General features: G+C 34.9%; 13 protein-coding genes. 9 read left to right on the forward strand and 4 right to left on the reverse strand.

Going from position 1 to position 12,857, the window contains the following annotated elements:
* The 6 genes from VFS71_RS06620 to VFS71_RS06645 all read left to right on the forward strand — a co-directional run.
* Positions 1 to 417 (forward strand): type II secretion system protein GspD (locus VFS71_RS06620; RefSeq protein WP_414655989.1); only part of this gene is annotated, 417 nt, incomplete at its 5' end.
* Positions 417 to 1,613 carry a PilN domain-containing protein gene (locus tag VFS71_RS06625; RefSeq protein ID WP_326400127.1) on the forward strand — a complete coding sequence of 399 codons (1,197 nt, stop codon included), beginning with the start codon at positions 417 to 419 and terminating at the stop codon, positions 1,611 to 1,613. The genes VFS71_RS06620 and VFS71_RS06625, both read left to right, overlap by 1 nt.
* A 1-nt stretch (position 1,614) precedes the next feature.
* Positions 1,615 to 2,142: a hypothetical protein gene (locus VFS71_RS06630; protein WP_326400129.1), complete on the forward strand. Its 528-nt coding sequence runs from the start codon at positions 1,615 to 1,617 to the stop codon at positions 2,140 to 2,142.
* 202 nt (positions 2,143 to 2,344) lie between these two features.
* Positions 2,345 to 3,250 (forward strand): helix-turn-helix domain-containing protein, encoded by a 906-nt coding sequence (locus tag VFS71_RS06635; protein WP_326400130.1) that lies wholly within the window; start codon positions 2,345 to 2,347, stop codon positions 3,248 to 3,250.
* A 696-nt stretch (positions 3,251 to 3,946) separates the two neighbouring features.
* Positions 3,947 to 5,479, forward strand: coding sequence for a DoxX family protein (locus VFS71_RS06640; RefSeq protein ID WP_326400131.1), 1,533 nt, complete (start codon positions 3,947 to 3,949; stop codon positions 5,477 to 5,479).
* 88 nt (positions 5,480 to 5,567) lie between these two features.
* Complete coding sequence (locus tag VFS71_RS06645; RefSeq protein ID WP_326400133.1) at positions 5,568 to 5,840, forward strand: DUF6520 family protein; 273 nt, start codon at positions 5,568 to 5,570, stop codon at positions 5,838 to 5,840.
* A gap of 81 nt (positions 5,841 to 5,921) precedes the next feature.
* Here the strand turns inward: VFS71_RS06645 and VFS71_RS06650 are convergent, their stop codons facing one another.
* The 4 genes from VFS71_RS06650 to VFS71_RS06665 all read right to left on the reverse strand — a co-directional run bounded on the left by VFS71_RS06650 (position 5,922) and on the right by VFS71_RS06665 (position 8,514).
* Positions 5,922 to 6,458 carry an alpha/beta hydrolase family protein gene (locus VFS71_RS06650; protein ID WP_326400135.1) on the reverse strand — a complete coding sequence of 179 codons (537 nt, stop codon included), beginning with the start codon at positions 6,456 to 6,458 and terminating at the stop codon, positions 5,922 to 5,924.
* A 615-nt stretch (positions 6,459 to 7,073) separates the two neighbouring features.
* Positions 7,074 to 7,457 carry a hypothetical protein gene (locus VFS71_RS06655; RefSeq protein ID WP_326400137.1) on the reverse strand — a complete coding sequence of 128 codons (384 nt, stop codon included), beginning with the start codon at positions 7,455 to 7,457 and terminating at the stop codon, positions 7,074 to 7,076.
* Between the two features lie 104 nt (positions 7,458 to 7,561).
* Positions 7,562 to 7,822: a heavy-metal-associated domain-containing protein gene (locus VFS71_RS06660; protein WP_326400138.1), complete on the reverse strand. Its 261-nt coding sequence runs from the start codon at positions 7,820 to 7,822 to the stop codon at positions 7,562 to 7,564.
* A gap of 209 nt (positions 7,823 to 8,031) precedes the next feature.
* Entirely contained in the window at positions 8,032 to 8,514 is a 483-nt protein-coding gene (locus VFS71_RS06665; RefSeq protein WP_326400140.1) for a hypothetical protein, read from the reverse strand.
* A gap of 885 nt (positions 8,515 to 9,399) precedes the next feature.
* Here VFS71_RS06665 and VFS71_RS06670 point away from each other — a divergent pair.
* The 3 genes from VFS71_RS06670 to VFS71_RS06680 all read left to right on the forward strand — a co-directional run.
* The gene (locus VFS71_RS06670; RefSeq protein ID WP_326400142.1) at positions 9,400 to 10,953 is read left to right on the forward strand and encodes a glycoside hydrolase family 10 protein; all 1,554 of its coding nucleotides are present in this window, start codon (positions 9,400 to 9,402) and stop codon (positions 10,951 to 10,953) included.
* A 52-nt stretch (positions 10,954 to 11,005) separates the two neighbouring features.
* On the forward strand, positions 11,006 to 12,268 hold the full coding sequence (locus tag VFS71_RS06675) for an MFS transporter (protein ID WP_326400143.1): 1,263 nt from the start codon (positions 11,006 to 11,008) through the stop codon (positions 12,266 to 12,268).
* A 127-nt stretch (positions 12,269 to 12,395) separates the two neighbouring features.
* The coding region (locus VFS71_RS06680) for a glycoside hydrolase family 3 N-terminal domain-containing protein (protein ID WP_326400144.1) at positions 12,396 to 12,857 on the forward strand (462 nt) is incomplete at its 3' end.

The following is a 12,857-nucleotide window of genomic DNA, read 5'->3' on the forward strand; positions in this document are numbered from 1 at the left end:
ACTTACTATGTAGTCACCAATCAAAATTATTATGGCTCACAAATTCCACAAACCTCTGAAGTAAAAAATTACCAGCCCATAGATGCCGATTTATCTGTAACCATTATGCCATTAGTTTCTGGAAATGGGGACATAACAATGGATATTAAAGTAATTCAGTCTCGATTCAATGGCGTAAAAATTGATAAAAATGCACCTCCGGGGATGTTTTCAAGGGAATTTACCTCTATTATTAGGGTAAAAGATCAAGATTTAATTGTATTAGGGGGGCTTGAGGAATCTGTCAAAAGTGATTCAAGTAGCGGTGTTCCCATTTTATCGAGAATACCAATAATAAATTGGTTCTTTAGTTCCAAAAGTCATGAAGCTTCAAATAAGAAATTAACTGTTTTAATTAAACCTACCGTTATTTTCTAATGAACATTCCTTCCTTAACTTCACTTTTAATTGGCAAACAATACATTGGTATAGAGCACTTTTCTTTCAATAATGAAGAAAAGACTGCCATTCTATTGATTGAAAAGAAAAAAGAAGAGCTAGTTATTACCCAAAAAGATAAGGTTTCTTACAGCGAAAAAATAGCTAAAAAATGGGATAAAAAGCTTCCTTTTTTTCTCGTTATCAATACCAATCAGGTAATTCAAAAAGAAATCGATGCCATTGACGCTACTGATGAAAAATTACTGCACAAATCATTTCCAAATACCAATTGGGATGAATTTTATTTTGAAATCTGGAGATTAAAGACCAAATCCATTATTGCCATTAGCCGAAAAAGCTATATAGATGAATTACTGTCTAACTACCACAAACAAGGAATTGCCATAGCTGGCATCAGTCTCGGTGTATGTTCTATTGCCGAAATAGTAAATTATACCGACGAAAATGAATTGTTTACAAATCATCAGTCGATTTCCTGTCATGATGAAAATCAAATAATTAAAACAGTTAGAGCTGATTTAAATACTACTTATAACATCAATGGACTAGCCATAAAAAACAACCATTTATTGGCATTTGCAGGGATATTACGTCTGCTGTTAAATACTACTATGAACACTGGAAACAGTATTAATTATAGCCAAGAACTTTATGAAAATTACAATCAACAAAGTTTCTTCTCAAAAGGAATAAAACTAACAATTGGTATATTGCTCACGATTTTGTTGGTTAATTTTTTCACCTTTACACATTACTATACGTTAGTGCAAGAAACATCCGAAAGTCTTTTGTTAAGTAAATCATCACTTGAAGATGTTGCCAAAACAAAACAAAGAGTTCATTCTAAAGAGCAAAAAGTAAAAAATGTTGTAGCAATGACTTCTTCACAAAGTTCACTTATCATTAATGAATTAGCAAAGAGAATTCCGCAATCCATTTTACTGACTGAATTGATTTATCATCCTTTAGAAAAAAAGATTAAAAACGAAGAATCCATTGTGATTCAAGAAAAAATAGTCACTATTTCAGGTACTACAATAAACAATGAAGCTTTTACCCATTGGATTGAAACTATAGAACAATTAAAATGGATTAATCAGGTGGTAATTACTGGTTTTGGAAAGAATGACCTGAATGAAACAGAATTCTCCATCAAAATAACATTGAAATAAGATGAGACTAAACAAGAAAAATAAAATGTTGGTTTTGGGCTTTCTACTGGCATTATATATTTGCTATTCTTTTGCCATTTCAAATACGATAACCTATTACAAAGAATATAATTCTAAAAATGAATTAATAACCAATAACAATGATGCTCCAAAATTAGCACATCAATTACGTCTAAAGGAAAAACAATTAGACATAGTCTTATCCCAATACAATATAACTGCAACAGAATCATTTCAAAATGATTTATTAAAACAATTAAATACCTATAGCAATACCTATAGGCTTAAAATTATTGACTTTAAGGAGCCCCACATCATTTCCGAAAAAGAATTCATCACTACAAGTTATATTTTTTCTTTGGAAGGTTCCTTTAATGGATGTCTGGCCTTACTCAACAAAATCGAAAACGAGCCTTCCTTCGGCAGCATAAAACATTTAAATTTTACAAAAAAAAGAGACTATAAAACCAATACTGATCGCTTATTTTTAGAGGTGATTATACAAAAAAATCAAGGAATTAAAATATAAATTAAATACGATCAGCTAAATCTATACATTGCATACTAGATATTAACATCTATATTCAACTCTAATAGAGACCTCAACCTACTTTTACAAAAACCCCTATTCAATTCCTGAATTCAACACCACACCTTTAGTTTCCCCAAATGATATGATATAATTTTGTTCATCCCCACAAATAATATGCTGCATCCATTACTACAACGAGATGAACAATCATATCCAACAAAAAGTAAAAAACATATACCGGATGCTGTTTGAAATGGCAACTGGCAACCTTACTTTTAAGTTGCAGCGAGATCCTGAGAACTGTCAGTTGGATGAACTGGTAACTATTCTAAATACAGTAGCCGAAAAAATGCAGTTATTAACGGCTAATCTCGGCTACATAAACCCACATTACACCTACCAAAGTTTAGTTCAAGCAACAATAATTATCGATAAAAATTTCTCAATCAAGAGCTTCAGTACTCAAACACCTACCTTTTTGGGATACAATCCAGACAAGCTTATAGAATTGGGGTTTCACGAAATACTCGCCAAGCAATCCATACCGTTATGGGACATCATTAAAACAGAAGCGGCAGCAGATGTAAAGATGCATACTACCATCCAATTAATATTCATTACTTCAAATCAGCACTTAGTTCCAACCTTTTGTACCGTTTCAAGGCTTTTGTATAGTAATGCCATTATCATCAGTTCCATTACAACAATTCTTCAGGATAACCTACCAAATTCGATAAGCGCACCAAATAAAACAGACCAACACCAATCAGATGCAGTCCTGATTCAAAACGTTCACACCTACATTTTAAAAAACTTAGAAAATCCGCTGCCAAGTACAAACGAATTGTCAAAAATATTCAACGTCAACGAATTCAAATTAAAAGACACTTTCAGGCATTTTTTCCATACCAGCATCTACCAGTTCTACACCGAAGAAAGACTAAAAAAAGCACACCTATTAATCCTGCAAACAAGTATCCCGCTCAAAGAAATCGCCTTTATAAGCGGTTACAATGACTACACCAACTTCTACAAAGCATTCAAAAAACGATTCCACTATTCACCCAGCGATTTAAAACGCGAGAACATCGATGACAACCCATGAAAACGTCCTCTCCCTCGCCCTTATATTTTTGCACCAAAAATCACGGTAAGGATTTGCGCGCTGGCCGTTGGGAGTGCCCCCCTAGCGAAGCGGCTGGGGGCGCGATAAAGAAATCCGTCCGATGATTTTTGGTGCAAAAATATTCAGGCTTGATCTTTTGTTTCTTTTCCACCAAGGGAAAAGAAAAAATGTTCCTATTTAGCTAAAGACATGTTGTGTTCCTCAACGTTTGATCTTTTGTTTCTTTTGAAATCATAGATTCACGAACTCCAATAAATTATTAACTAGTGAGTAATCAAGACAAATCGAAGATTCAGCGAACACCACTTAAAATAAGAATTAAGTGAGCTAAAAGAAAAAATGCTCTTCAAATAAAGCAGAAATAAACAATTGAAAACGTCTTTGGTCGCCCTTATATTTTTGCACCAGAAAATCACGGTAAGGATTTGCGCGCTGGCCGTAGGGAGTAACCCCCGAGTGAGTGCCCAGCACGAACGGCTGGGGTTGCGATAAGGAAAATCCGTCCGATGATTTTTGGTGCAAAAATATTCAGGCTTGATTTTTTGTTTCTTTTGTATCAAGACAAAAGAAAAAAGCTCTTCATTCCCCTTTTGCATACTGATATTCCCAATACGCAAACAACTATCATCCTAATAAACAGAACTTTACCACACAAAAAAAAAAAAAAAAAAGACTATGAAACTATCTGTCTCCCAAACTAATAAAATTACAGTATTCATCTGTTATCTCTACATACTCCTCTTTACCTACGCAGCAGTAAGCAAACTCCTTGATTTTGAAAATTTCAGTGTACAACTCGGACAATCCCCTTTACTGAGTGCTTTTGCTAATGTTATATCATGGTTAGTTCCATTAATAGAAATCCTCATAGTACTAATGTTAGTATTCCCTAGATTTCGTCTTGTGGCACTCTTTGCTTCTTTCAACCTGATGCTAATGTTTACAGCATACATTTTTATAGTTTTAAATTTCAGCTCCTTTATTCCTTGCTCCTGCGGCGGCATTCTCGAAAAATTGGGATGGAAAGAGCATCTTATATTTAATATAGCATTCATTCTATTGGCCATAGTGGGAATTCTAATAATACGTAATTCAGCAGCTGAGAAACTTCTAATTTCAAAGCCTCGTAACCTCATCATTATTTTTATGTTGTCAACAGTATTGAGCGTTGGAATTGTTGCGGGACTGTTCTTAGCCTCCGAAAATATAACCCACTACCACAATAAATTCACAAGGCGCTTTCCGCATTTTCCAGCTGTAAAAGCGAGGGAAGCCAACCTTCAATTAAACTCGTATTATATCGCAGGTGTCGATCAAAATAAAATATATCTCGGTAACACCACAGCACAACTACTGGTAACAGTGCTAGATTCTACCTTAAAGCAAAAAACACAATATCAAATTGAATTGGATCACAAAAATCTCCCATTTAAATCAGTAAAGATAAAAGTATCAGCACCATATTTTTACGTATACGATGGCACTGTACCCTGCATATTCAAAGGAAATATTAGAGACTGGAAAGCAAAATTGGTAAAAAAAGGAGGCGAATACTTTTCACTGGCAGAACCGATGGACTCAACTATAATGGCGGTCCGCACACAAAAGCGAGGCAGTGGCGAAAGCGTTATGGCTACATTGGATTTGCGTGATACCTCCAAGACACAACTGAATCCGGCAATTTTGCAAAAACAAATCGACGGCCTTTTTGATACAGATGGTCAAATGGTCTACAGTAAACAGTTAAACCGACTTGTTTATTTATATGCCTATCGCAACCAGTACACAGTGGCCGACGAGAATCTAACTATCGATTATAGAGGAAATACGATCGATACAATAAGCCATGCCAATCTCAACATAGTGAACATCAAAAGCCACAATCAAAAGAAACTTGGAAAGCAACCTCTTATTGTCAATAAAAATTGCGCGGTATTCAATAACCTGCTCTTTGTCAATTCTGGAATACCGGGTCGTTATGAAAATATAAAAATGTGGGAACAGGCAAGCATTATAGACTTATATGACCTTTCAGGAAACAGCTATACTCTAAGCTTTTATATCTATAATGAAGAGAATAATAAAATGAAAAACTTTATTGTACAGGATTCAATACTATATGCATTGATTGGCAATCGCATCGTCAGGTACAACCTTAGCAAAACAATAACCAAAAATTATCAAAACAATAGCAAGCGTACAAAATAAAAAACATAAAAATCTATTGGCCAAATAGCAGGACTAAGATCGAAAACCTGTAAAAAAGAGTAGATCATAAATTCTAAATTTTGTTATTATGAAACGTACATTTTTAAATTTAGTAATGCCAATGGCTGTTATTGCAGTAGGATTGGCAGGAGCATTGACAACCAATGCAATGGAAAAAAGCAATAGTAAACTGGCTCCCGTAATGGGCTACAAACACGTAAGTGCTGCCATACCTTGTCAGCAGGTACAACTGTGTTCCAATAGCGGTATCTTTGTCTGTACATCTGATAGTGACGGCGCCACTCTTTATGCAAAATCGGGCGCAACCTGTCCGAATCAGCTTTTTAGAGATACGCAATAGCTAAAAGCTTTTTTTATTACAATGCCGTCTGAATCAAATTCAGACGGCATTGTTTTTTATATCTTTTCGGATCTGAATCAATTAATGAGAACCAGCAACCATCCATGGCTGCAACGGTTCATTTTCCAAATAATGCCCAAACCACTCTTCGGTCCGTTGCGTCAGGTCTTTTTGATTCGATCCGTCCATCAATGCGTGACCATCTCCGGGATAAATCAACATCGTGTGTGTTTTTCCAAGCCTTCTTAAAGCAAGATAGAATTCGATACTTTGATAGTAATTAACATGTCGATCTTCGGCGCCAGTCCAAGCTAATAAAGGCGTATGAACATTGGCTGCTTGTAACACGGAAGAATTTCTAAGGTAGCTCTCTGTATCTTCAAACAGCGATTTCCCAACCCTCAACTGGTCATATTCAGCCCGCCAAAAGTCTGGTTTAAGATAATTGCCGCCTATATACAAATAGGTACTCACCAAATCAGTCCATGCTGCTCCAGCTATAGCCGTCGCAAATCGATCCGTTTGCGTTATGATGAAATCCGTTTCATAACCGCCAAAAGAATGCCCAATCAGGCCTGGATAATATATTAAAAGTGGTAGTGTGATAGGAGCAAACATCAGGGTATGTATTTATCCAAAAGATGTACAACGTATTACCGGTAAAACATACAGACAGGCAAGGTTGTATTTAATCAAAATTAAAGTCAGCCTAAACAAAGAATCGCATCAATTAATTTCCATAGAGGAATTTTGTTTGTATTCGGGCCTTCAGCTAGAACATGTTTTACGTTGTATAATCGGATAGAAATCCAGGAATTAAAAAGTCTATCACTCATCTGTAACATAACAATACCTGTTCAACAAGCAGTTCAAATAGGAATACTAAGTATATTCCAGTTTTCTGATCATTAACGTCAGACCAAATTTTATTGGCAATTAATTTAATAAACACCCCCGCTCCACGAAGTGTATATCTCTAAAAGCTACGTAAAGTCCCCTGCTCCACGAAGTGTAGCTGCTCCGCAATCCCGAAAGCTTTCGGGACATGACTTTGCTTAGCTTTTTACGTTTTTTTTAAAGAACGCTTCGAAGAGCTGAGTTATGTTTCTATGATAAATATTCTATGTTTGCGATTTATTGCAAGAAGTATGTGGTAAATCTCAAATAGAATAGTTACAAAGTTTTCTACTTCAATCTTAATTCAAAAAGAAAGTCAAGACTAAATCATCTAATTCACATCCATTTCGATAGAAAATCAATCAGCTCATCTCTCAAATCTTTAAAAAGTTTTTCAAAAATCGCTATACTTTCGCGGTGTTTTTTATGGTCTACAAAATTTTGATTGTTGATATCTTTATGATTATCAATCGCTACTGCATCAAGATACAATTCGTGACTTTTAATATCATGGGTTAAGATATCAATCTGTTCCTTTTGAATAATCAGCTGATTATTAAAATGATCAGCCAAGGATTGTACCTCTTTTGAAGTGTTTTTTTTTGCCACTTCCAAAATTCGATTATCCATAATTTTAAGTTCATCTTTGTAAAACAAAAGTTTGTTTAGCCAAGTTTTGTGTTCTTCGTGCAATTCATAAATTGTTTTGTTAGCTTCCATTTTCATCTTTTTTTGAATAGTTTTACATTGAATGAATCGGTATTGGTTATTATCTTAGGAGAAATTGCGAAAGACAAAAAATATGAGAATTTTATTCCAAAATATTAAAGTTCGAATAAATCTTTCGGAATAGCGTGAAAACCGACTGATTTCACCCTATTTTCAATATCAGCTATGGAAACCATTTTGTTTGTGTGTACCGTAAATTCTCTGGGGAAAATTTCTGTATTCAACAACACATCTTCTATCCCGTCTAATTCCAACAGGCAGGCTTTAATTGTCATTAAATTGGCATCTTCCATGGCATTTGTTCCAAAAATTTTACCATGATTTCCTGGAATTACATAATTTGTTAGAACGCTCATTTTTTTATTTTTAAAGATTAGCAATGTAGTTTGGATACAATTTGTATAAATAATTTAAGATTATTAAAATCAACAACTTACTATTCAAAAAAAGAGAGCAAAAAATATCACTTGTTAGATTTTAGAACGAATGTTTATTTACAGAAAATTTTAGTAGATTCACCGCTTCACTTTGTCAGTTTGGTCATTAGTTTAAAATTAAGAAATATCTATTCATCACCCTTTTTATTTTCTAGCCGCTTGCCTTGTCCTTTAAAATAAGCATTTTTAATAGAATCCATTTGCTGCATCATTTTACGCATGTATTCCTGATTTAACTCCATTCGTTTGCTGAAAAAATCATCATGGAAAAAATCATTATACAGCAAAGAGTCGCTATAGAACAATTGGTTAAAACTTTTGTCTTTCATAAGCGGAAATTGCTTGTCAAATTTTGGCTTAAATTCTCGAAACAGACTATCCATCAAAACTTTGTCTCCTTTTCTGTTAGAATAAAATGATGCATAAGTTGAATCATAAGAAATTAAATTTCCATTTTTATCATACTTTTTATTGACTTTAATCTCAACCTTTGGCTTTTCAATGGCAGCTTGAGAGCTCACATTTTCTTTTTTCCCTTCCTTATTATCCTTAGAATGACATGAAGTAAAAACCAATGCTGTTGCAAACAAAATATTGATTATTTTTTTCATGATTACTTATTTAATTTTTATCTCTAAATCATTTTTCTACTGCTGTTCCATTCTGAATATTTTTTTTATCAAAAACCTCAAAAATATTTATTTACAATGTACTATTTAGTGATTATAACTACGTAATCAAATGATTCTTATCCATTTTACGGCCATAAAACAATCTTAACCTTTTAGAAAGAATAAAGAATTATGATTTATAAAAATATGATAAAAATATGCTAAAACATGCCAAAAACATGCTAAAACTATGCTAAAAAATTGATTTTCAACTTATTAAAATTTGTAAGATATTAAAACAAAGAAAAAAAGACTTATAATAATGTTCCAGAATTAAATTAGGAAAAAGCTCCTGAATTTAGAATTACTCTGCAGACTACTTACAGTTTATTTAAAGAATACATTTACGAACTGGCTCACTTTGTCAGTTTGGTCATTAGTCTAAAATTAGGAAATATTTATTATGTAAATCTAAAGGCTCCTCAAAGTCTCATGACCTAGCATTTTTATTAATTTCTTGAAAGCCATAAACATGATAAAAGTCTCCTTACTTTTTCCGTTAACGCCTTTATAAATAAGCATTTTTCAAATCAACACAAAAAAGCTTCTTCAATGCACTAAATCCCCTCCCCAGATAGCAGCGACAGCCCGATAATTAGAACACTCTTTTTTACAGCCGGTACAGAGCGACCAACGGAAGCTCCTGTAGTGGCCAGTAAAAAAAGGGTTCTAATGGAGGACTATAGCGGATTGCTGGATAAGGCACATTGTTATGCTTTTTAGCAATAATGCAAAAGAAATACGTTTAGGCTAATTTTATTGGTAATTAATTTAATAAACTTCGCTAAAAAAACTACTTTTGATTTCTTTATAAAAAGAGTAAAAATGATTCTAAAAAAGTCCCTGCTATTCCCAACAATATACCTTCTACTTTGTGCAGTCATTGGGCATGCCCAAAAAAGAGATATGCACCCAAAAAACGAATTTAGAGCCGTTTGGATTGCCACTGTTGTCAATATCGACTGGCCAAAAAAAAGCACGGATTCGGTTGAGAAACAAAAAGCCGACTTTATTGATATTTTGGATACCTACCAAAAACTAAATTACAACGCTGTAATTGTTCAGATTCGTTCTGTGGGCGATGCATTATATCCTACAATTCTGGCGCCTTGGTCCCGCTACCTAACCGGAAGGGAAGGAAAAGCACCAAGTCCTGATTATGATGTACTCGAATGGATGATTACCGAAGCCCATGCCCGTGGTTTTGAATTTCACGCTTGGCTGAATCCCTATCGTGCCACTTTCGACTTGAAAACCGAAACCTTAAGTCCTTCCCATGATTATTACAAACATCCCGAATGGATGATTGAATATGGAGGAAAATACTATTATAACCCAGCCCTGCCCGAAGTACAGCAGCACTTAACGACTCTAGTGGAAGAGGTGGTGATTAAATATGATATTGACGCCATACATTTCGATGATTATTTTTACCCGTACAAAATAAAAGGGATCGAGTTTAACGATACCGCTTCGTTTCAAAAATATGGAAACGGACTTTCCCAAGCCGATTGGAGGCGTTCCAACGTGACTACTTTTGTCAAAAAAATATCTTCCAGTATCAAAAAACTAAAACCTTGGGTACAATTTGGTATTAGTCCGTTTGGGGTTTGGCGCAACAAATCGGTTGATCCGAAAGGCTCCGACACACTTTCTGGGCAAACCAATTATGATGATTTATATGCCGATCCTGTTGATTGGATGAACAACAACTGGATTGATTATATAGTTCCGCAATTGTACTGGAGCATTGACCACAAAACAGCTTCGTACGCCAAATTAATGAAATGGTGGTCTGAAAATGTGCCTGCCAACACCGCATTATACGTGGGAAACAGTACTTACAAAATCAAATCCGATTCAGACAAACACTGGAATAATAAATTCGAAATTCCAAATCAAATTGACCTTACCCGCTCTTATCCAAATGTACAGGGAAATGGTTTTTTTAGTGCCAAGTGGTTTATGAACAAAAACATGGATGTGGTCAAAGTACTACAAGAATATGAATACAAATACCCTGCATTACCACTGCCTGTCCCGAATTTTAAAAAGACAATTACCGAAACCTTAGCCATCAATTCCATCACCAAGGATACGACCAATTATTACATTTCGTTCCAAAAACCAAAACTGTTATCAAAAGTGAGATATATAGTGGTATATGGTGCCAAAGATGCTTCTAAAATAAACATAAATGATGCCTCCCAAATTCTGGACAAAATTGCCGTCACAGAAGAAAATGAAGGATTCAACATCGAAGTGCCAGATTATAAAATGATAGGCAAAACAGCATTTGCTTTTACCTTCGTGGACTATTATGCCAATGAAAGTCCCGAGACCATAATCGATTTACAAGTGGAAACGCAAACTAAATAACAATTAACTTTTAAACGATTAAACTGTTAAACAATTAAACCCACATCAAATAATGAAAGACAACAAACCTTGGTATTGGATTCCGTTTTTAAATTTTGCTTCGGGATTCCCGTATGCTATTATTATTTCGGTTTCAGTGATTATGTACAAAAATCTGGGAATTGCCAATGAAGACATTGGGGTTTATACAAGTTTACTGTACTTGCCTTGGGTGATTAAACCGCTTTGGAGTCCGTTTATTGATTTGTATGCTACCAAAAGAAAATGGTTTCTCGCGATGCAACTGTTGATTGCGATTGCCTTTTTGATTGTTGGAATAACCATTCCTATGAATCATTTTTTCATGTTGAGTTTGGCACTCTTTTGGGTAGCTGCATTTGCTTCAGCATCCAATGATGTGGCGAGTGATGGTTTTTATATGTTGGCTTTGGCCAAAGAACAGCAATCTTTCTTCCTCGGGATTAGAAGTACGTTTTACAGACTTTCCATGCTAACCGCCAATGGATTGATTGTAATTCTGGGAGGATTTTTGGAACACAAATTTGGAGACAAAAGCAAAGCTTGGTCGTACACGATGATTGTTGTCGCATTGATTATGGTTTTCCTCACGATCTACAACTTTTTCACCACACCAAAAGTCGAAGAAATCGCGGTAACAGAAACTACCCCAAAAGCAAGTTTTGGAGAAGTGTTTGCTACTTTTTTCCAAAAGAAACAAATCGGTCTGATCTTGGCTTTTATTTTACTTTTCAGATTAGGGGAATCCCAACTATTAAAAATGCTGACTCCTTTCTTGATCGATGAAAAAGCCAAAGGCGGTTTGGGATTAACCACCGAAGATGTGGGAATTATTTACGGAACTTTTGGAGTGACTGCTCTTGTTATTGGAGGAATTCTAGGAGGAATAGCCATCTCCAAAGGAGGATTGCGCAAATGGATGCTACCGATGTTTCTGGCGATGCACCTGCCAATAATTGGATTTATCCTATTGGCTCATTTTCATCCAACATCTGTTTATTATATTTATGCAACGGTTATAGCAGAGCAATTTGGATATGGTTTTGGTTTTGCCGCCTTTATGATGTATTTGATTTACGTTGCTGAAGGGGAATCTAAGACTTCACATTATTCCATCGCTACAGGTTTCATGGCTCTGGGAATGATGCTTCCAGGAATGCTAAGTGGTTACATTCAGCAATATTTAGGCTATGGAAACTTCTTTATCTGGGTGTTTTGCGCCACTATTCCTGGTTTGATTTTATCTCAATTTTTAAAATACCCTGCAGATTTTGGTAAGAAAGCAGAAGCTAAATAAACATAATATTTTTTAAACATATAAGTCATTCAAATTTATTTAAAACAATAACTATTAAATACTTAACTTTAATAGCTATACAGATTTCAACTTATATGGTTAAGCTAAATATCATATTCATTTCAAAATGACACTAGAACAAAAAATTGGGCAATTCTTTTTCCCTGCCGTTTTCATCAACGACACGGAAGAGAATATTCAGGAAACTGAACGTTTAATCAAAGAACACAATATTGGCGGATTGACATTTTTTCATAGCAGGGCAAGTGCGGCAACCAACTATGAGTCGAAGAAAAAAGTGGAGTTCAACGACGACAGTTTTCAGCGTTTGAAAGATCTGATTGTACGCTATCAAAAATGTGCCACTACTCCCCTATTGATGAGTATTGATGCCGAATGGGGCCTAGCAATGCGCGTGGAAAAAACACCGCAATATCCATATGCTATAACCCTTGGCGCATTGCCCGAAAGGAAAATCGACTTAGTGTACGAAGTGGGAAAACAAATTGCATTAGACTTAAAATCGGCGGGAATTCATTACAATTTGGCTCCATTGGCCGATATTAATAACAACCCTAACAATCCGGTG

Origin of the sequence: Flavobacterium sp. (genome assembly GCF_035760125.1) — a bacterium.
Taxonomy (GTDB): Bacteria; Bacteroidota; Bacteroidia; order Flavobacteriales; family Flavobacteriaceae; genus Flavobacterium.